At 45.5% G+C, this 19,661-nt stretch carries 18 protein-coding genes and 1 rRNA gene; 8 read left to right on the top strand and 11 right to left on the bottom strand.

Annotation, left to right across the window (positions count from 1 at the left end; all coding sequences use genetic code 11):
- Positions 1-304: 304 nt before the first annotated feature.
- Positions 305-1,847 (bottom strand): 16S ribosomal RNA (locus SSED_RS00230).
- Positions 1,848-2,423: 576 nt separating this feature from the next.
- Here SSED_RS00230 and SSED_RS00225 point away from each other — a divergent pair.
- Positions 2,424-2,978: a gamma carbonic anhydrase family protein gene (locus tag SSED_RS00225; RefSeq protein WP_012004184.1), complete on the top strand. Its 555-nt coding sequence runs from the start codon at positions 2,424-2,426 to the stop codon at positions 2,976-2,978.
- A 33-nt stretch (positions 2,979-3,011) separates the two neighbouring features.
- Here SSED_RS00225 and SSED_RS00220 read toward each other — a convergent pair whose 3' ends face one another.
- The 5 genes from SSED_RS00220 to SSED_RS00200 all read right to left on the bottom strand — a co-directional run bounded on the left by SSED_RS00220 (position 3,012) and on the right by SSED_RS00200 (position 6,532).
- Positions 3,012-3,290, bottom strand: coding sequence for a DUF1488 family protein (locus SSED_RS00220; protein ID WP_012004183.1), 279 nt, complete (start codon positions 3,288-3,290; stop codon positions 3,012-3,014).
- A gap of 14 nt (positions 3,291-3,304) precedes the next feature.
- Positions 3,305-4,120 carry a shikimate dehydrogenase gene (gene aroE, locus SSED_RS00215; protein WP_012004182.1) on the bottom strand — a complete coding sequence of 272 codons (816 nt, stop codon included), beginning with the start codon at positions 4,118-4,120 and terminating at the stop codon, positions 3,305-3,307.
- A gap of 235 nt (positions 4,121-4,355) precedes the next feature.
- A complete protein-coding gene (gene hemF / locus SSED_RS00210) occupies positions 4,356-5,276 on the bottom strand; it encodes an oxygen-dependent coproporphyrinogen oxidase (RefSeq protein ID WP_012004181.1) in 921 nt (306 codons plus the stop codon).
- Positions 5,277-5,310: 34 nt separating this feature from the next.
- Positions 5,311-5,868: an L-threonylcarbamoyladenylate synthase type 1 TsaC gene (gene tsaC, locus SSED_RS00205; RefSeq protein ID WP_012004180.1), complete on the bottom strand. Its 558-nt coding sequence runs from the start codon at positions 5,866-5,868 to the stop codon at positions 5,311-5,313.
- A 100-nt stretch (positions 5,869-5,968) separates the two neighbouring features.
- Entirely contained in the window at positions 5,969-6,532 is a 564-nt protein-coding gene (locus SSED_RS00200; protein WP_012004179.1) for a DNA topoisomerase family protein, read from the bottom strand.
- Between the two features lie 135 nt (positions 6,533-6,667).
- On the opposite strand from SSED_RS00200, the gene SSED_RS00195 reads away from it, so the two are divergent.
- On the top strand, positions 6,668-8,440 hold the full coding sequence (locus SSED_RS00195; protein WP_012004178.1) for a collagenase: 1,773 nt from the start codon (positions 6,668-6,670) through the stop codon (positions 8,438-8,440).
- Positions 8,441-8,659: 219 nt separating this feature from the next.
- Here the strand turns inward: SSED_RS00195 and SSED_RS00190 are convergent, their stop codons facing one another.
- From SSED_RS00190 to SSED_RS00180, 3 genes are read right to left on the bottom strand one after another with little or no spacing between them, the layout of a single operon-like run.
- A complete protein-coding gene (locus SSED_RS00190; RefSeq protein WP_012004177.1) occupies positions 8,660-9,133 on the bottom strand; it encodes a DUF494 family protein in 474 nt (157 codons plus the stop codon).
- Between the two features lie 2 nt (positions 9,134-9,135).
- Positions 9,136-10,242, bottom strand: a complete 1,107-nt coding sequence (dprA, locus tag SSED_RS00185; RefSeq protein WP_012004176.1) for a DNA-processing protein DprA — start codon at positions 10,240-10,242, stop codon at positions 9,136-9,138.
- 38 nt (positions 10,243-10,280) lie between these two features.
- Entirely contained in the window at positions 10,281-11,384 is a 1,104-nt protein-coding gene (locus SSED_RS00180; RefSeq protein ID WP_012004175.1) for a LysM peptidoglycan-binding domain-containing protein, read from the bottom strand.
- A 125-nt stretch (positions 11,385-11,509) separates the two neighbouring features.
- Between SSED_RS00180 and def the strand changes: the two genes are divergently transcribed.
- From def to SSED_RS00155, 5 genes are read left to right on the top strand one after another with little or no spacing between them, the layout of a single operon-like run.
- Positions 11,510-12,022, top strand: a complete 513-nt coding sequence (gene def / locus SSED_RS00175) for a peptide deformylase (RefSeq protein ID WP_012004174.1) — start codon at positions 11,510-11,512, stop codon at positions 12,020-12,022.
- Between the two features lie 7 nt (positions 12,023-12,029).
- On the top strand, positions 12,030-13,019 hold the full coding sequence (gene fmt, locus SSED_RS00170; RefSeq protein WP_012004173.1) for a methionyl-tRNA formyltransferase: 990 nt from the start codon (positions 12,030-12,032) through the stop codon (positions 13,017-13,019).
- Between the two features lies 1 nt (position 13,020).
- On the top strand, positions 13,021-14,301 hold the full coding sequence (gene rsmB / locus SSED_RS00165) for a 16S rRNA (cytosine(967)-C(5))-methyltransferase RsmB (RefSeq protein WP_012004172.1): 1,281 nt from the start codon (positions 13,021-13,023) through the stop codon (positions 14,299-14,301).
- A gap of 9 nt (positions 14,302-14,310) precedes the next feature.
- Complete coding sequence (trkA, locus tag SSED_RS00160) at positions 14,311-15,720, top strand: Trk system potassium transporter TrkA (protein ID WP_012004171.1); 1,410 nt, start codon at positions 14,311-14,313, stop codon at positions 15,718-15,720.
- 42 nt (positions 15,721-15,762) lie between these two features.
- The gene (locus SSED_RS00155) at positions 15,763-17,205 is read left to right on the top strand and encodes a TrkH family potassium uptake protein (RefSeq protein ID WP_012004170.1); all 1,443 of its coding nucleotides are present in this window, start codon (positions 15,763-15,765) and stop codon (positions 17,203-17,205) included.
- Between the two features lie 435 nt (positions 17,206-17,640).
- Here SSED_RS00155 and SSED_RS00150 read toward each other — a convergent pair whose 3' ends face one another.
- Both SSED_RS00150 and hemG read right to left on the bottom strand, forming a co-directional pair.
- Positions 17,641-18,081: a hypothetical protein gene (locus tag SSED_RS00150; protein WP_012004169.1), complete on the bottom strand. Its 441-nt coding sequence runs from the start codon at positions 18,079-18,081 to the stop codon at positions 17,641-17,643.
- Between the two features lie 496 nt (positions 18,082-18,577).
- On the bottom strand, positions 18,578-19,117 hold the full coding sequence (gene hemG, locus SSED_RS00145) for a menaquinone-dependent protoporphyrinogen IX dehydrogenase (protein ID WP_012004168.1): 540 nt from the start codon (positions 19,115-19,117) through the stop codon (positions 18,578-18,580).
- A gap of 201 nt (positions 19,118-19,318) precedes the next feature.
- Between hemG and SSED_RS00140 the strand changes: the two genes are divergently transcribed.
- The gene (locus tag SSED_RS00140) at positions 19,319-19,627 is read left to right on the top strand and encodes an ArsR/SmtB family transcription factor (RefSeq protein ID WP_012004167.1); all 309 of its coding nucleotides are present in this window, start codon (positions 19,319-19,321) and stop codon (positions 19,625-19,627) included.
- Positions 19,628-19,661: the final 34 nt, after the last annotated feature.

Below are 19,661 nucleotides of genomic sequence, written 5' to 3'. Positions count from 1 at the left end.
GCAACTAATGGTGTTTACTTTCGCCAAAAGAATACTCATGAACTCATTACCAATTAAGGTAAATCGTTCGGGCACTTGATTTTAAGTGTTTGAGAACTCAATTATTTATTTTCGCATTAATGCTATTAACTAAAGCAGTTGTTATCCCTTACGAGATATCTTCCACAATAGTCCCTTTCACATTAACACTATCAGCTTTCCAAATTTTTAAAGAACAAGCATTACCGTCTAGGTATGCCACTCGCTCTAACAAGAACAAGTTATCTGTGTGAACACTCAACAAACATTAAGTTAGTCGTATAGGTAAGGAGGTGATCCAGCCCCAGGTTCCCCTAGGGCTACCTTGTTACGACTTCACCCCAGTCATGAACCACACCGTGGTAAACGCCCTCCCCGAAAGGTTAAGCTATCTACTTCTGGTGCAGCCCACTCCCATGGTGTGACGGGCGGTGTGTACAAGGCCCGGGAACGTATTCACCGTAGCATTCTGATCTACGATTACTAGCGATTCCGACTTCACGGAGTCGAGTTGCAGACTCCGATCCGGACTACGACCGGCTTTGTGGGATTAGCTCCACCTCGCGGCTTTGCGACCCTCTGTACCGACCATTGTAGCACGTGTGTAGCCCTACTCGTAAGGGCCATGATGACTTGACGTCGTCCCCACCTTCCTCCGGTTTATCACCGGCAGTCTCCCTAAAGTTCCCACCATTACGTGCTGGCAAATAAGGATAAGGGTTGCGCTCGTTGCGGGACTTAACCCAACATTTCACAACACGAGCTGACGACAGCCATGCAGCACCTGTCTCAGAGCTCCCGAAGGCACTAAGCTATCTCTAGCGAATTCTCTGGATGTCAAGAGTAGGTAAGGTTCTTCGCGTTGCATCGAATTAAACCACATGCTCCACCGCTTGTGCGGGCCCCCGTCAATTCATTTGAGTTTTAACCTTGCGGCCGTACTCCCCAGGCGGTCTACTTAATGCGTTAGCTTGGGAGCCCAGTAACTAAGTTACCAAACTCCGAGTAGACATCGTTTACGGCGTGGACTACCAGGGTATCTAATCCTGTTTGCTCCCCACGCTTTCGTACATGAGCGTCAGTCTTTGTCCAGGGGGCCGCCTTCGCCACCGGTATTCCTTCAGATCTCTACGCATTTCACCGCTACACCTGAAATTCTACCCCCCTCTACAAGACTCTAGTTTGCCAGTTCCAAATGCAATTCCCAGGTTGAGCCCGGGGCTTTCACATCTGGCTTAACAAACCGCCTGCGTACGCTTTACGCCCAGTAATTCCGATTAACGCTTGCACCCCTCGTATTACCGCGGCTGCTGGCACGAAGTTAGCCGGTGCTTCTTCTGCGAGTAACGTCACAGCAAGCAGTTATTAACTACCTACCTTTCCTCCTCGCTGAAAGTGCTTTACAACCCGAAGGCCTTCTTCACACACGCGGCATGGCTGCATCAGGCTTTCGCCCATTGTGCAATATTCCCCACTGCTGCCTCCCGTAGGAGTCTGGGCCGTGTCTCAGTCCCAGTGTGGCTGATCATCCTCTCAGAACAGCTAGGGATCGTCGCCTAGGTGAGCCATTACCTCACCTACTAGCTAATCCCACCTAGACTCATCTAATCGCGAAAGGCCCGAAGGTCCCCTCCTTTCCCCCGTAGGGCGTATGCGGTATTAGCAGTCGTTTCCAACTGTTATCCCCCACGACTAGGCAGATATCTAGGCATTACTCACCCGTCCGCCGCTCGACGTCTGATAGCAAGCTATCTCCGTTTCCGCTCGACTTGCATGTGTTAGGCCTGCCGCCAGCGTTCAATCTGAGCCATGATCAAACTCTTCAATTAAAGTTTTGTTGGTTCCTAAGAACCGGCTCAATGAATTCTGATTTCGCTTAAAAGACTCGGAAGAATCTTAAAAACGTTTGTACATATTGCTATGAACACTCATCTTACATTGAGTAAAATTTTTGATTGCCTCAAAGAGGCAATTTCGAATAACTCAACACCTGTGAGTGTCCACACAGATTTCTTGTTTCAATTTGTTAAAGAGCAATGATATCAATCTTTCAGATATCGCCGTTAGACGCTAGGTCGTTGGCTTGAGGAGGCGTATTTTACACTTCCCTTGGTTGGCGTCAAGTGCTTTTTTAAAAAGATTTTTAATCATTTAAAACGAGTTAAAAACTATTGTAAAACTTAGCGAACTTGTTGCCCTGACTCGTTTCTGCCTCACTCTGCTTAACGCTTTGAAAGACTGCTTTGCCGTGTCAGTGGATGCGCATTATAGGGAGATCCAGAAACAGCGCAAGCGCTTTTATTATGAAAAGTGTTGTTTTCTTACCGTTTGTCGATAAAACCCCCTGACTAGCTACTTTTTAGGCTTTATAATGCGGAAAACCGCTATTTTAAGGACTTTTACTGATGACCATCTTGAAAAACACTCAATCATTACGCTCTTATAAAGGAATGACTCCTGAACTTAAGAATAATGTGTATGTAGATGAAGCTTGCGTACTGGTTGGAGACATATTCCTTGATGAAGATGCAAGCATCTGGCCTTTGGTAGCCGCTCGCGGTGATGTTAACCATATTAGAATTGGAAAACGATCTAACGTTCAAGATGGAACAGTTTTACATGTTACCCGTAAGTCCAATGCCAAACCTGATGGCAATCCTTTACTGATTGGCGATGATGTTACTATCGGCCATAAAGCTATGTTGCATGGTTGCACTGTCGGTAACCGCATATTAGTTGGCATGGGCGCAATCATTCTTGATGGTGCGATACTGGAAGATGATGTAATTTTGGGCGCGGGCTCTTTAGTTCCTCCCGGTAAGGTATTAAAGAGTGGCCACTTATATGTAGGTAGCCCAGCGAAACAGGTTCGAGAATTAACCCAAGCTGAGTTAGCCTTCTTGCCTCAGTCTGCAGATAACTACGTCAAACTGAAAAATGAGTATCTGGAAGAAGCCTAGTCACCAAGCTTTGTGGAGCTTATTTATAGGTTCTTACTTTACTACAAGCCGACCCTGCTCATCGAATGACTCCAATTCGATGAGTGTTTCAACCTCCTCTTCAATATCGAACCTATATTCTTCAAACAAGTTTAATGCTTTCTCTTTGATATCGCTGTCGGTACTTTTTAAGAGCGTTAATGCCATTTCGGATAGCTTAGACAACCCTATACGACATTCAATATTCGCACCTTGTACCTGAGCCGGAAATACCACTGATTGCGTTTTCTCATCCCAATCTTGCAGATCGGGAAACAAAATATTCTGATTCATATTACCTCTGCTTTTTAAAGCAGTGTTCTAAGTTCTGCTAATACAGGTTCTACACTCGGTTTAACCTTGCGCCAAATAGCAAAACTTTGGGCAGCTTGACCAACTAACATACCTAAACCATCTAAAGTCAGTTTTGCGCCTTGCTCTTTTGCCCATACATTAAAAGATGTAGGCTCTTTTCCATACATCATATCGTAGCAAACCGTACTCGTATCTATAACTTGAGTCGACAAGTTAGGAACCTCTCCAGTCAAACTGGAAGAAGTTGAGTTAATAATGATGTCATAACTTTTATCTTCATGTTCCATAGGTAAAGCACAGACCTCACCATATTCAGAAAAGATATCAACCAGTCGCTCTGCTTTGCCTTGAGTCCGGTTAACGATTGTCAGCTTGCTGATACCCGATTGTAGTAACGGTAAGATACTTCCTCTGGCCGCGCCACCAGCTCCCACAAGTAAAACAGACAAACCATTAAGCTCACCCATGTGTCTTTTCAGATCTGCAACCAGCCCTAAACCATCGGTATTATCACCCCGGATCACGCCGTTAGCTTGCACAGTTAAGGTATTCACCGCACCAGCTAACTTAGCCTCTTCACTTAGCTCGTCACACAAGTTAAACGCCTGCTCTTTAAAAGGCACCGTGACGTTAGCCCCCTTCCCCTCTCCTTTCCAAAACTCATCTAAGCAGGAAGCAAACTCATCGACCGGGGCAAGTATTGCTTCATACTCCAGAACTTGTGCCGTTTCTTTCGCAAATAGACCATGGATCAGCGGAGATTTACTGTGGGCAATAGGGTTGCCAAAAACGGCATATTTATCAGTCATGACTCGTCTCAAAAATGGGTGGGCTTTGCAAGTGTTTCACTAGTCTACTCAGACTATGCTCAGGTGCAATTGATTACTCTTCATATTATTGGCATTTTTTGATTGCCAAGCTTGATATTGAGATTAAAGAGATGGAGCATCGAGCCGCAATAATAGAGTCCATAAGTACCTTTGCCGACAACTTGCACAACCAATAACCATATCAATAAGCTAATTGGTTATGCTGATTAATCAATTATTCATCTAAGTTTAACCAGTCCTTCGGTTTTAAGAAGTCGGTATAAAGAAGTGCTTCAGCCGAATTTTCTTCCGGTGTATAGGCGTACTGCCAACGAACCAGCGGCGGCATAGACATCAATATCGACTCGGTTCGGCCACCAGTTTGCAATCCAAACAAGGTTCCTCTGTCGTAGACCAGATTAAACTCAACATAACGTCCACGACGATATAGCTGGAACTCTCGCTCTTTTTCGCCATATTCTGTATCTTTACGGCGCTCAACAATTGGAGCGTATGAAGTCAAGAAACCATTACCGACAGCCTGCATAAACTCGAAGCTTTTTTCAAACCCGTCTTGATTGAGATCGTCAAAGAATAAGCCGCCAACACCACGAGTTTCATTACGATGGGGTAAGAAGAAGTATTCATCACACCACTTCTTATATTTAGGATAAACAGATTCTCCAAATGGCTGACATAAATCATGGGCATTCTGGTGCCATTCGATTACATCCTCTTCAAACGGGTAATAGGGAGTAAGGTCGAAACCACCGCCAAACCACCAAACAGGATCTGCTCCCTCTTTTTTAGCGATAAAGAAACGAACATTGGCATGAGTGGTAGGAAGAAATGGATTTTTTGGGTGAATAACTAAAGAAACCCCCATAGCCTCAAAACTACGGCCTTCAAGTTCGGACCTGTTAGCCGTTGCCGATGCCGGCATTGCAGCACCGGTAACATGAGAAAAGTTTACACCTGCCTGCTCGAATACTTTGCCATTAGTTAATACACGGCTCGTACCGCCACCTCCCTCTTCACGCTTCCAGGAATCAGCTTCAAACGTCCCTTTTCCATCTAACTGCTCCAAACCTTCACAAATTCGCTGTTGAAGATCGAGTAAAAACGCCTTTACTGCACTGGTGTCTGGCACAGACATAATGATTCCTTTTTATTATTTACCTATCTATTGTCTAACGTAACACTTTGCCACTGATCGCATCGACGATTGTTGAAGGTTTTCGCTCAGCTCCAAGAGAGCCGGATATCAGTGCATCGATCTCACCATCAAATTTGGCAATGATCTCTTCACAGCTCATCGCAGGTGGTTCGCCGGCATGATTGGCGCTAGTCGAAACCAACGGCTTACCAAGCCTCTGACAGATGGCTTGAATCGTTGGGTGGGAAGACACTCTAACCGCAAGAGAGTTAAAACTGCCACATAACAAATTTGAGAGCCCGGGCTTAATCGGCATGATAAAGGTAAATGGTCCAGGCCACTTAACAAAGACCTTGTTTAACTGCTCATTGGTTAGCCTTGATTCATCAATATAGGGGAGTAGTTGTTGATAATCACTGGCAACCAAGATAAGTCCTTTCTGCCAGGGGCGCTTTTTTAATGCAAGCAATCTGGTTATTGCTTCATCATTATCAGGATCACAGCCTAGCCCATAGACGGCTTCAGTCGGATATGCAACGACACCGCCCTGTTCGATAATCTCCTGAACCTCGTCCGGAGCCTGTTCCAGCATAACAAAACCTTAATGAAAAACTTTCTTAACCAAGTGGTTTAAACACCACTAATTCGATAAATGGAATTATACAGAGTTCCCTAATACTAACAATCACGCCCTATAGGGCGCGCTTATACTTACATTGCTTTTTCGGGCATTCTAAACGTGCCCCAGCCGCTCCCTTACGTTCAACCAAAATACCAAAACCACAGTCGGGACAGGTTTCATGCACTGGAGGGTAATTAACCAGAAACTTACACTTAGGGTAGCCACTACATGCATAGAAGCTTTTGCCGAAACGATTGGTTCTATGCTCAATATGGCCTTTAGTACAGATGGGGCAAGGTATCTCTTCCCCTCCCACCTCTTGGTCTTGTTTCTCGATATGTTTACACTCAGGATATTGAGTACAACCGATGAAAATGCCAAATCGTCCAGACTTTACAGCTAACTCGTGTCCACACTCAGGACATTGAGATCCCTCAATCACCTGGGTTTCTATCGACTCGTGTTGTACCAGTGGCCGGGTATAATCACAGGTCGGATAGTTATTACAGCCGATGAAACCACCATGTTTACTATTTTTTATCGATAGTTCACAGCCACATTTTGGACAAAGCTCAAACTCTTTCTCGAGTGCATGCTCATGGGAACTAAATAGCTGTTGATCGATCTTAGACATGGTTATCTCACTTACAGAAGGTGTTCATATTTTATCAAGCTATGACAATGCAGGGAAATGGCAATTGCGACTAATTAACCTTGGCTATATGACAATAACGCAAGTATATTGTATGCAAAAACGTAAGGAGTTATCATGTTTCGCCGTTCTCTTATTGCCATCACGCTTATCTCTCCCACACTCATGACATTAAATGGGTGTAGCAGCTCTCCTAACTTAATAGTAGACCAGACACTCATCAGCCAGATTAATCTGGCGAATAAAGATTCATTTTTTGATGCCAGCAACCCGCAGTTAAACAAAAATGCATTTGAACAGATAAGTCTTGCCTTAGCGACAACAAGCGATCAGCAACAAGCCGATAACCTTCTTTATTATCTACGCGCGTTTAGCTATTTTGGGCCCATCGATGAGCTTGATGACACAAGCTACGAATCACTCACCTTCGGGCTTAAACAACTCGCTAATAATGAGTTGTTGAGTCACTCCTCTCGGCTACAGGAACAATATGCTGTTACCCTGTATCGTTACTACGCTAACAGTGAACGTGCAACACAACTTGCCACCCTCTTACCTCAACTTGACTCACAGTTATCCTCACTAGGGCAGAGCGCTTCCAATACGGATAATGACTACGCACTTTGGGAGACGCTCAGAGCCTATGGTCTGTTATTTAATACAGCCAGAAAAGAAGCGGATGGGGATCTTAACAAATTATTGGTAGAACAGGATTTGGCGCGTCCGCTACTGGAGTTTGCAGCATCAACGACAAGCATAAGATCCGATAATGACTGGCCTAAGGCAAATGCTTATTGGGCTTTAGGGCTGTACCGTTTAGCACTACCGGCGAGTGAGAATGATGAGCCTACCCCTTCAGAGCAGAAGATAGACGATGCGGTTGCCGATATAGCCAAGCAAGACATTAAGCTACGCGGTGACAAAGCCAAAGATACCTATACCTTGGGCTATCATGTCAATGCTTTTGCGGGTAAAGAGGCATGCGAAAACAACAGTGAGCTCTGCCGCATACCAGAGTTAGAAGATGTTCTGCCTATCAATCATTCCTGCTCTGACAGTTTATTTATTCTCGCACAAGACTTAAATGAGCAAGAGCTTGCGACAAGCTGCACTAAACTCACCTCGCAAGAGGCCAACTTTCATCAAGTTCTGGAAACCCGATATCAGCCTACCGCCAATGACTTCAACAATGCACTGCGTGTTGTGGCGTTTAAAAATTGGAGCCAGTACAACGCATACGGACAACTACTTTTCGACATAGATACTGATAATGGTGGCATGTATATCGAGGGTACTCCGTCAAAGCCTGGTAACCAGGCAACATTCTTCGCCTACCGACAGTTCTGGATCGAGCCAGAATTTGCTATCTGGAATCTAAACCACGAATACGTACATTACCTCGACGGTCATTTCGTCAAATATGGTGGCTTCGGGCATTTCCCGGAGAAGATGGTGTGGTGGTCGGAAGGCTTGGCCGAATACATATCCAAGGGCAACGACAATCCAAATACGTTAAAAGTGATCAAGAAAGATATCGATAAGGCCCCCAGCCTTGAAGAGATCTTTGCCACTGAGTATAAAGACGGGCAAGACAGAACATATAAGTGGAGTTATATGGCAGTGCGCTTTCTGGTTGAAAACCACCATTCAGATTTCGTTCAACTGAGTCATTATTTAAAAACGGATTACTTTGAAGGTTACGCTGAGTTGATGGCTGAGCTCACTGACCATCAGGCGCAATTTTCAGATTGGCTAAATGTACAGGTGGAACAGTTTGATGATAGCGAAGAGAAAGCTAAGCCCAGACTCAATAAGCAAAATAGATATAGCTACCGGGATTACCTGCGACCCGCTCACTTGGTAAAAGATGATGCTCACAGACATTATTAGCCTGGTTTAGACACAACCCCCTCTAACGCAATCTGACCTCCAAGGAAGGAGGAAATGCCAATAAATGTCGGGAACATTTATGGCCCTGAGCTCGGGGATAACTTTTATAGACAAGAAGTCCGTGTACAAAGTCAATTTGTTTCCATCCATGGCAAATAGACATAAGTGTTCCAGACACAAAAAAGGAGGCGTTATGCCTCCTTCTTATTTCAAGCGAAGTTAAGAGTGTAATCGTCCATCGGGTTGCTCAAAGATCAGATCTTCCATCTGTTCATAAGCAGACTCATTTCCCGGTGCATTAAATAACACCATTAAAACAACCCATTTAAGATCTTCCAGAATCAGGGCTGTCTCATCCAGCTCCATGACCCGATCGATTACCATTTCACGAGTTTCTACACTGAGCACTTTAATCTGCTCCAGAAAAAGTAGAAAGCCACGACATTCGACATCAAGCTTATCCATCTCTTTCTGAGTATAAATTCGGAAAGAGTGTTGGTCGTGATCACAAAGATACGGTGTATCACCCTCTTGCAGCTCGGCTAAGTTTTCAAGCCAAGATAATGCTTTAATAATTTCGGACTGATGAAAACCAGCACGGGTGAGCTCCTGAGTAAGCTCATCTTCATCCACTAAGAATTCTACTTCGCTGTGAACATAGTTTTCAAATAGATACATGAGGATATCAAACATGGCTAGCTCCTCCTTAGTCTTACGTAACCACCGGGTACTACAGCGACCCAACCTTGTAGCTCAAGTTCAAGCATTTGCTCTAATACTAACTCTATGGCTTTTCCACTATGCTCAACCACAACATCAATTGGAGTGGTCTCATAACCAACACTAGCTAACAGTGAGGTAAATGGCAAATCTGAAGCGTTCTCCCCCCCTATATGGTGACGACTTTTCAGTTCTTCAAGGTGAAAATCACATAAAACTGACACTTCCTCTATTATATCGGCCGCATTCTCGACAAGTTTTGCACCATCTCGCAATAGATCATGGCAACCCTGGCTCTGCCCACCCAAAATATTCCCCGGAACTGCAAACACCTCTCTTCCCTGTTCCAACGCCAATCTGGCGGTGATTAATGATCCACTTCTCCGACAGGCCTCAACAACAAGCGTACCTAATGATAGACCGCTGATAATCCTGTTTCGTTTCGGAAAATTTCCTGCATAAGGCTTTACATCCGGCCAAAATTCACTAATGACTGCACCATGGCATTGAATTTTCTCATATAGTTTCTTATGTCTACGAGGGTAAATAACTTCAACCCCCGTTCCCAATACTGCAATGGTTTTGGCACTGTTATCGATACATGCCTGATGTGCTGCGCCATCGACTCCCGCCGCCATTCCACTGGATACAGAAAAACCAATGGATCCGAGCTCACCCGCCAGTTGGTAAGCTGATTGTAAGCCTGCACTCGTTGCTGCACGGCTGCCAACGACGGCAATACTCGGTAGAAGAAGCGTGTCGGGCTCCCCCTTAATAAACAATATCGATGGAGGATCGGAAATCTGTTTCAGCAAATTCGGATAATGGGGATCATCTAAGGTGACAATATGGTGATGTGACGAACTTTGTAGCCAGTCTAACGCCGAATCGACAAGAGAAAAATCGGGGGCAAGCTCACGCTTGAGCAGACTCTCCGGTAGAGGCAAAGCATCTTTCTCATGCTCCAACCTCTGCCTAAGTTCCTCTACGTCCATGTAGTTGAGCAATTGTTGAATCCGGGCTGGTCCTAACCCGGATACTGCACTAACAACCAGCCAATCGACCAGTTTTTCAGTAATCATTCACCTCGTAAGCGATTTCAATATGTCAGTTATAAAATCTATTCACTCGCCAATAGAGAGCTTGGCTGAATAAGCTTGTCGTCAACCCGCACAGGCCTTTCATTTACCATGATCAAAGCCAAGCTGGTTTTATCGAATACCTTGAACACCATAAGCTTTCCACGATAGATATCCGGCATTTTTACAGCGTTATCGGAGGATATCCCGGTTAATAAGCTTTCATAGGTGCTACGATCCTGAGGCAGCACCGGCTGGCCATCGCCGTTGATAACGATATCGACACCCTCTCTGAAGATAGAGAACACGTGTCCGGCTTCCACACCATCCTCATTTCCTTTATCTATGTAGACAACATCCAGCTTACCCATCTCTCTGTTCTTCTTATCAGAAGCGATTACCGATGCAGGAGTTTCCAGGTTGGCGGCTCTGGGCATGAAATAAGCGGAGAGCAGGGAATCTTCTTCAATCGGTAAGACTCGGTATCCGGCTTTCGTTTCACGAAAATTACTCAGCAACCTGACTTTAGAAATAGGTCCGGATTCGATGACACGACCACTTGCAGTCAACATCACTTCTTGACCCAGTAGCTCGCCCTCTTCCTTGCTGACAAACTCACGGCCTTGAGCATACACGCCAAATTTATCACCTAAGGTGAGCTCAGCTTGAACATAGATGATATCGTTAGCGATATGATATTTGGACTCACTTTCGCCGCCCATAACCAGAGGCTGCTCATCAAACCAATCACCGTCTACAACTCTGTTTTGCACCAAAAATGGACGGATAAGGGACAAGTCAACCGCAGGTATAGCCCCACCTTTTGGCATTATTCGACCTTCGGGGCTTTTGCGAATATGCGGCTTAACCACTAATCTTGGTTCACCATCGATAAATACTAAGGTGAGTCGATCCCCCGGATAGATAAGGTGTGGGTTGGCTATTTGAGGGTTTGCGCCCCAGAGTTTAGGCCAACGCCAGGGATCATTTAAAAAGTGTTCGGAGATATCCCAGAGGGTGTCTCCCTTCTTTACAACATAAGAATCTGGGTGCCCGGACTTTAATGTCAAAGTATCCGCGAACACGAACGAGCAACTTATTATCATTAAAGCGAGTAAAATTAGTCGTTTCATGGGGTTTTCCATGCTGTTTGCTCTTTTAATAGAGCTTTTGCTGTTATTGAATGCCACTAAGGATTAAAATTAAGCCATTAGCTAAAGTCAGTATAACCAACTGATAATGATTTGACAGACTTGTTAAGAGTTTATGTATGAGTTTATTAAAAGTTTTACGTTTTCCCGATGAGAGATTACGCACGATTGCGAAGCCTGTAGCAGAGTTTAACGCTGACCTGCAGGCTCAAATCGATAATATGTTCGACACCATGTATGAAGAGAAGGGGATCGGACTGGCCGCAACGCAAGTCGATTTTCATCAACACTTGATAATCATGGACCTACAAGATGATGTAGAGAGACCCACAGTGTTCATCAATATGGAGATAACTGCCCGTGATGGCAGTTGTACCAATGAAGAGGGCTGTCTTTCTGTACCTGGTATCTATGCCAACGTAGATCGCGCCGAGTCGGTAACGATTAAGGCTTTCGACCGTGAAGGTGTTGAATTCACCTTAGATGCAGATGGGCTGTTTGCGATATGCCTGCAACACGAATTAGACCACCTTAACGGTAAGTTATTTGTGGATTACCTGTCGCCATTAAAGCGCCAAAGAATCAAACAGAAACTCGAAAAAGCAGCCAGACTCGAAGCCAAACAAGGATAACCCGTACTTGAAACCATTAAACATTATTTTTGCTGGTACTCCAGATTTTGCGGCTCGCCATCTGCAAGCCCTCATCGATTCAGAACACAATATTATCGGTGTTTATTCACAACCGGATAGGCCGGCTGGACGAGGAAAGAAACTGCAGGCGAGTCCGGTAAAAAGTCTGGCCATCGAGCATAACCTTCCCGTCTTTCAGCCAAAGTCACTTCGTGATGAACAGGCTCAAGCAGAACTTGCCAACCTGAATGCCGATATCATGGTTGTTGTCGCCTACGGGCTTATCTTGCCAAAAGTCGTGCTCGACACCCCTAAACTTGGCTGTATCAATGTGCACGGCTCAATATTGCCTCGCTGGCGTGGTGCGGCGCCAATCCAACGCGCCCTTTGGGCTGGTGACACAGAAACAGGCGTCACCATCATGCAGATGGATATCGGTCTGGATACCGGCGATATGTTATTGAAGACCCGGTTACCGATTGAAGATAACGATACTTCGGCGAGCCTCTATGAAAAACTGGCTTTACAGGGGCCTGATGCCCTCATTGAGGCGCTTACCGGGTTAGCTAAAGGTGAGTTAACGGCAGAGAAACAGGATGAAAGCCTGGCTAATTACGCAGAAAAGCTCAGCAAAGAGGAGGCTGAGCTTGACTGGAGTAAATCGGCGCTCGAACTGTGGCGTGAGATCAGAGCCTTTAATCCATGGCCTATAAGCCACTTTACTCACCAGGATGCCAGTATCAAAGTAAGAGAATCTGCGGTCAGCAACCTCAGCAGTGATGCACCAGCAGGTACCATTATATCGGCGGGTAAACAGGGTATAGATATTGCCACTGGTGACGGCGTGTTAACTCTGCTTAATATGCAGTTGCCGGGCAAGAAGCCATTGAGTGTCGGCGACATTTTGAATTCTCGTGGGGAGTGGTTTACTCCAGGCACACTCTTAAATAGTAAAAAGCTGATTGGCAAAGAGCCAGCGGTAAAAGAGGCTGAGTAACATGAATTTGCGAGCATTAGCGGCCAAGGTCGTATTTCAGGTGTTGGAAAAAGGGATTTCATTGTCTGTCGCCCTGCCGGATCAGCAAAGACACCTTGAAAGTGGTAAAGATAAGGCTCTAATGGCCGAGCTCTGCTATGGCGTCATGCGCCACCTGCCTCAGCTTGATAAATTGGTCAGTGACTGCATGAGTAAACCACTGAAGGGCAAGCAAAGGATACTGCATCAACTGTTACTCGTTGGCTGCTATCAACTTTATTTCACCCGCATCCCGAGCCATGCAGCCATTTCAGAAACCGCCGAAGCCTGCCGACAACTCAAATTTGAAGGCCTGGTAAAAGTTGTCAACGGTGTACTGCGCAATATTCAGCGTCAAGAGAAGCCACTGCCTACAGATAACGAAACCTTAGCTCTCAATACTCCGGCCTGGATAATCAAGCGACTCAAAGCGGCTTATCCGGAAAGCTGGAAAGAGATCGTTGAGCAAAGCCATCAACGTCCACCTATGTGGCTACGCAGCAATAAACTGTCGCAGACTCGCGATGAGTACTTAGCCTCTCTTGCCGAAGTTGAGATCCAAGCTTCTGCAGGTAAGAGTAGCGATGCCATCTTACTCGAGAGTCCTAAAGATGTATTGCAACTTCCCGGCTTTGAGGAAGGAACCGCCTCGGTTCAGGACGGTGCGGCTCAATGGGCTGCAACTCTACTGGCCCCAATCGATGGGGAATTAGTCCTCGATGCCTGTGCGGCACCAGGCGGTAAGACTTGTCACCTATTAGAACAAGCCCCCAATATTGAATTAGTCGCCGTCGATTTTGATGCCAACCGTCTCGAACGAGTCCAGCAAAACCTTGACCGTCTGTCGCTCAACGCAAAACTGATCCATGGCGATGCCGCCGATATCGATTCATGGTGGCAAGGAGATAAGTTTGATCGCATCCTACTCGATGCCCCTTGCTCGGCAACAGGTGTTATCCGTCGTCATCCCGATATCAAATGGCTAAGAAAACAAGCCGATATCGAAGAGTTGGCCTCACTGCAGAGTAAGATATTAGATCACTGTTGGCAGTGGCTCAAGCCCGGTGGCACACTGCTCTACGCGACTTGCTCAATCCTTCCTCAGGAAAACGAACAGCAGATCCGTGCCTTCCTGGAGAGAGCCAATGACGCGACTCTCGTTCCAATCGATGAGCAAAACCACCCCGATGATATTGGATGGCAAATTACACCGGGATTGGAGAATATGGATGGATTTTACTACGCACGGTTGGTAAAGGGATAAAGCAACGCCATGAAAATTATCATTTTAGGTGCAGGTCAGGTTGGTGGCACACTAGCCGAAAACTTAGTCGGCGAAAATAATGACATCACTATCGTCGATAACGATAGAAGTCGATTACGCTCGCTGCAGGACAAGTATGATCTGCGGGTTGTTTTCGGTCATGGTGCTCATCCAAATGTCTTGAAAGAGGCTGGCGCCGAAGATGCCGATATGCTGATTGCCGTCACCAACAGTGATGAGTGCAACATGTCAGCCTGTCAGATGGCATACACGCTTTTCGGGACACCCACTAAGATTGCCCGGATCCGCTCCGAGCAATACCTTGCCCTAAGGGATAAGTTGTTTATCAACACCGAAACCAAAAAAAATGATAATAGCCCTCGTGGCGGTTTTATTATTGATGAGCTGATCGCACCCGAACAGCTCGTTACCGCCTATATTCGCAGATTGGTCGAGTACCCCGGTGCCCTTCAGGTCCTGGAGTTTGCCGAGGGCCGATTAAGTCTGGTTGCTGTTCGTGCCTATTATGGTGGCCCCCTCGTAGGTAACGCACTGGCCGCCCTTCGCGAACATATGCCTAATATTGATACCCGGGTAGCAGCCATCTTCAGGCAGGGGCGCCCCATCATGCCTCGCGGCACCACGATTATTGAAGCCGATGATGAAGTTTTCTTCGTCGCCGATAGCCGTCATGTTCGCGCCGTCATGAGTGAGATGCAGAAACTGGATAACTCCTATCGTAATATTATGATAGCGGGCGGCGGTAATATCGGTTTCGGGCTCGCTCAGCAGTTACAGCGTAATCACTCGGTAAAACTGATTGAACATCGACAAGAGCGTGCAGAAGAGCTGTCTGAAAAACTCGAAAACACCACTGTTTTTTGTGGTGATGCCTCCGATCAAGAGCTACTCCTCGAGGAGCATATCGATCAAACTGACGTGTTTATTGCGGTAACCAATGACGATGAAGCCAATATCATGGCAGCCCTACTAGCTAAGCGCATGGGCGCGAAGAAGGTAATGGTGCTAATTCAACGCGAAGCTTATGTGGATATCGTTCAGGAAGCTAATATTGATATCGCAATATCTCCACAACAAGCGACGATCTCGGCACTGCTCACACATATTCGCCAAGGTGATATCTGTAATGTGTACTCACTCAGGCGCGGCGCAGCCGAAGCTATCGAAGCTATTGCCCATGGCGACTCAAAAACATCAAAAGTTGTTGGTAAACAGATAGGCAATATCAAGTTACCCCCCGGCACGACCATCGGTGCTATCGTCCGTGACGAAGAGGTATTGATGGCTCATGATAAGACAGTCATAGAACAAGGCGATCACGTCATTCTCTTCCTGGTAAACAAAAAGTTTATCGGTGAAGTTGAAAAACTGTTCCAACCAAGTGCTTTCTTCTTCTAGCACCTTATCGTCAACCGACGTTTTTCAAAGGGTTGAGTCGTTATGCTGAATCTTCGACCTCTGCTGTTTATTTTGGGCATATTTCTGTCGACGCTGACAGTATTTATGTTCGTCCCGCTTTTCTTTGCCCTGTTTTATGGCGAAGAAACGGTGGGCGCATTTATGATCGCCTCTCTGCTCACTGGTACATGTGCCAGCGCCTGCATGCATCAGGGACGAGGTCATCAACTTCACCTGAACATCCGTGATATGTTTCTGTTGACCAGCTTAACCTGGTTAATCGTTAGCTTTTTTGCCGCAATGCCATTCACCCTCTATCACGGCATTAATTATACCGACGCATTTTTTGAAACCATGTCCGGCATAACGACAACCGGCTCGACCGTCTTGTCAGGTCTGGACAAGATGGATCACAGCATATTGATCTGGCGCTCTCTACTCCAATGGATGGGCGGCATAGGTTTTATAGTGATGGCCGTTGCGGTACTTCCCTTCCTCAATGTCGGTGGTATGAGACTGTTCAGAACCGAGTCATCCGACTGGAGTGATAAGGCCATCCCCCGCACTCAAGATATGGCTAAGCATCTTTTCTATATCTACATATTCTTGACTATTTGCTGTGGCCTCGCCTACCACTGGGCAGGCATGAGCTGGTTTGAAGCGATCAATCACTCGATGACAACACTGTCGACCGGGGGCTACTCTACCTCTGACAGCTCTATGGCTGCCTTTTCCAATCAGGCGCACTGGGTAGGCACTCTCTTTATGGCTGCCGGAGGCTTGCCACTATTAATATTCGTCAACTGTATACAGCATCGATCTCTGTGGGTTTGGAATGACGCCCAGGTTAAAGGGTTTCTGTTGTTTTTATCGACTGTATCTATCGGCCTGGCCTTCTGGTTATGGCTGGGTCATGAGATGACGCCAATCGATGCACTACGCCTTGCCAGCTTTAATGTCGTATCCGTGGTAACGACTACGGGTTATGGCCTCACCGATTACACTGCCTGGGGGGCATTAGCCAATGTCGCCTTCCTGTTTTTGATGTTTGTAGGCAGTTGTTCTGGCTCTACATCCGGCGGCATCAAAATTTTCCGCTTCCAGATAGCCATTGCGATTATGCGGGAGCAACTCAAGCAGCAGTTCCACCCCAATGGCGTGTTTAAAGAAAGGTATAACAACAGGGTTATAAGTGAAGATATTGTCCGCTCGCTGGTAACCTTCGTTCTTCTATTTATGCTGGTTATCGTCGTACTGTCCATTATTCTGGTGATGACCGGACTCGATCCCACCACCAGTTTTACCGGCGCAGTAACAGCAGTGACAAATGTTGGTCCCGGGCTTGGGCATACTATCGGGCCGGCGGGTAACTTCTCGACCCTACCCGATGTCGCCAAATGGGCACTGGCAATCGGCATGCTATTGGGTCGATTGGAGATCCTGACGGTTGCGGTGTTGTTTCACCCAGGCTTTTGGAAATACTAGTTCGAAGTATTAATGTCGATTTTTACTCTGATTCATTTGGCTGATTTTGTATTTGATCATTTTATGGGAGACCATAACCTCAATGTAATCTACAGCCTGCGGCTCGCTGAATGTGCAGATACTTCTGAGGCACGCCGCAAGTACATCCGTGTAAGCTCGACGGTGGCATCCATGCCACCAACGTCCTCAGCCGTATCTACACTTGAGTGTTTATCTCTCCGATGTTAGCTCTTTGCTACAAACACAGTTTTGGACAGAAATGAGAAAGAACTTAGGCTCTAAATCATGAGATTTTGATTAGGGGAAATATGACCACCGCAAATGCAGTAACACCCAAACAATAGGTAACAAAATAGCTGGCAAAAATTAGCGACGAAGGACCAAAGCCAACTCTTTATTGTCCTGGTTAATTTGCTCTTTATATCGCTATACCACTTATGTAGATACAAGCTGTTTTGAGTTCTTAACAGCGAGACACCCAAAAGATGGTGATTGACTTTGATCTAAACGAACCGTAACGGTAAGTGATGAGTTAACATCCAGATTTAGTTGCTTTTTCCAAAAACCTCTATGTTTCATAACTAAAATTCCATTATCAAATATTTTTACGAATGAGAACCCAAACAAATTTATGCCAAGTATCACTGAAAGATGATCTTGATGATCTTGCTGATAATTCCAATAATACTTAATTTTGAAAATCCAGCCGATAGCAAGACAAGAACTTATAAAAACAATATTCTTCAGTATGGGATTAACTCCCAATACTCCAGCCTCAAAAAATAGTTTAGCCAAAATAAAGATAAGGGTTATGCACAGAATAAGTTGAAAAACACGAGTAAAAATACTCATCTTATTAGGGAAGCTAAAATTCATAAGTGAACCCGAAAGTTTTGAAGAAATATAACATCTATGGACGCCCCTTATATTTGGCAAAACGCGCATGTACACTTTATAAACCAATCATTTAAGCTTAGCCTTTGCAAAATTACTGATTTATAAGAACTCTACCAGGTTCATGCTTAAAGAACGAGCACGCATAATCGAAAAGGTGAGCATTGATATTGGTGTCAATTCATTCCGAAAGTAATCAGTAAATGCCATTTATTGGTGAGTAAAAGAAGCTCAATCGAAGAGAAAAAATAACCCGGTGTAGATGCAGCTGCGAGCTTCGACAGCATGGATGCTGCCGCAGAGCCTACAGGGATTGTACTTGCGGCGACTCGCTGAAGTATCTGCACATAAGTACGCTGCAGGCGATTGATAACCGTGAAGGTTAAACCTTCAACAAGCTATCAAATACCAACTTAACCAAAGCAGAAAATGTAATCAGCCTTCATTCGAAGGCTAGCTATCAATACAAAGCTTAATGTTAGTCTGCCAGACTAACAATATGGTCAGCGTAGACCTTAACATCATCCCAGTCGGTGTAATCGATGACGGTTTTCGGATCCGTTGGGCCATCCGTCATCTTCATAATCAACTGAATAGCCAATCTGTCCCACCAACGCCAAGATGGGTAATCGACCTTACCTGCAATCACTTTGACATCTTTCGGTTTCCAGGGAGATAACTCGATAAACTTCTGCAGGTATTTATTATTTTCAGGCACGCGCTTTTCAGGCTTACGCGCGACGACGTTAACACTGTAAAAACTGCTCGGCTTCTCGCTCAAGGCGGCTTGATGTTTAGTGGTGAACTCGAAGACACTCTTGTCGTAAGTGCCATACATGACGCAAGCCCCCAAGGCGACACTGTCATACTTGGACCAGTCCAGCCCCTCTTTCATCGCCTCACTGATGTGCATTACCGCACATGTATTGCCACCATTTTCAATGTGTTCAGCAATGGCTCGGCTGATCTTAGCGGTATGCCCGCCTCGAGAGTAATAAAGTACTAGAACTGATTTCATCGATATACCCGGTTAATATTCTGATATCTACACCTATTGTTACAGTAAGTCCGTTAATAAACAGGATAATTGATCACAAATTAGCTCTAGCTCATATAATTTAAAGTAAAAATTGAGATCCGCGTTATCGCTCAGTATTATTGTGTTTATGAACCAACTCAATTAGAATTAACTAATCAAAGGCTAGAAGTGAGTAACCGTATGCAAAAAGAAATTGATGTAGATGCAATGGTAACCAATGCTGAGAGCGCAGCGAAATGGCTAAAAGCAATCGCCAATCCCTACCGCTTGATGATTTTGTGCTTATTACTCGAAAATGAGTATAGCGTTACCGAGTTAAATGAAACGGTTCCTCTAAGCCAGTCTGCACTTTCGCAGCACCTTGCCGTGCTCCGTGCACAGGATTTGGTGTCGACAAGAAAAAGCTCTCAGGTTGTCTACTACAAGCTCAAGAATGAGCAGGTAACCAAGATCATCTCAATTTTACACAGCCAGTACTGCGCAAATTAATCACTTAATGTGATAGTCATTAAGTGTTAAAAAG

It is taken from the genome of Shewanella sediminis HAW-EB3 (assembly GCF_000018025.1).
Taxonomy (GTDB): domain Bacteria; phylum Pseudomonadota; class Gammaproteobacteria; order Enterobacterales; family Shewanellaceae; genus Shewanella; species Shewanella sediminis.
This window is presented reverse-complemented; position numbering and strand designations above follow the sequence as displayed.

What these genes read in the sequence shown, in the direction of transcription:
- SSED_RS00225 (WP_012004184.1), top strand. Translation starts at nt 2,424, where the DNA reads ATGACCATCTTGAAAAACACTCAATCATTACGCTCTTATAAAGGAATG.
- SSED_RS00220 (WP_012004183.1), bottom strand. Translation starts at nt 3,290, where the DNA reads ATGAATCAGAATATTTTGTTTCCCGATCTGCAAGATTGGGATGAGAAA.
- aroE (WP_012004182.1), bottom strand. Translation starts at nt 4,120, where the DNA reads ATGACTGATAAATATGCCGTTTTTGGCAACCCTATTGCCCACAGTAAA.
- hemF (WP_012004181.1), bottom strand. Translation starts at nt 5,276, where the DNA reads ATGTCTGTGCCAGACACCAGTGCAGTAAAGGCGTTTTTACTCGATCTT.
- tsaC (WP_012004180.1), bottom strand. Translation starts at nt 5,868, where the DNA reads ATGCTGGAACAGGCTCCGGACGAGGTTCAGGAGATTATCGAACAGGGC.
- SSED_RS00200 (WP_012004179.1), bottom strand. Translation starts at nt 6,532, where the DNA reads ATGTCTAAGATCGATCAACAGCTATTTAGTTCCCATGAGCATGCACTC.
- SSED_RS00195 (WP_012004178.1), top strand. Translation starts at nt 6,668, where the DNA reads ATGTTTCGCCGTTCTCTTATTGCCATCACGCTTATCTCTCCCACACTC.
- SSED_RS00190 (WP_012004177.1), bottom strand. Translation starts at nt 9,133, where the DNA reads ATGTTTGATATCCTCATGTATCTATTTGAAAACTATGTTCACAGCGAA.
- dprA (WP_012004176.1), bottom strand. Translation starts at nt 10,242, where the DNA reads ATGATTACTGAAAAACTGGTCGATTGGCTGGTTGTTAGTGCAGTATCC.
- SSED_RS00180 (WP_012004175.1), bottom strand. Translation starts at nt 11,384, where the DNA reads ATGGAAAACCCCATGAAACGACTAATTTTACTCGCTTTAATGATAATA.
- def (WP_012004174.1), top strand. Translation starts at nt 11,510, where the DNA reads ATGAGTTTATTAAAAGTTTTACGTTTTCCCGATGAGAGATTACGCACG.
- rsmB (WP_012004172.1), top strand. Translation starts at nt 13,021, where the DNA reads ATGAATTTGCGAGCATTAGCGGCCAAGGTCGTATTTCAGGTGTTGGAA.
- trkA (WP_012004171.1), top strand. Translation starts at nt 14,311, where the DNA reads ATGAAAATTATCATTTTAGGTGCAGGTCAGGTTGGTGGCACACTAGCC.
- SSED_RS00155 (WP_012004170.1), top strand. Translation starts at nt 15,763, where the DNA reads ATGCTGAATCTTCGACCTCTGCTGTTTATTTTGGGCATATTTCTGTCG.
- SSED_RS00150 (WP_012004169.1), bottom strand. Translation starts at nt 18,081, where the DNA reads ATGAATTTTAGCTTCCCTAATAAGATGAGTATTTTTACTCGTGTTTTT.
- hemG (WP_012004168.1), bottom strand. Translation starts at nt 19,117, where the DNA reads ATGAAATCAGTTCTAGTACTTTATTACTCTCGAGGCGGGCATACCGCT.
- SSED_RS00140 (WP_012004167.1), top strand. Translation starts at nt 19,319, where the DNA reads ATGCAAAAAGAAATTGATGTAGATGCAATGGTAACCAATGCTGAGAGC.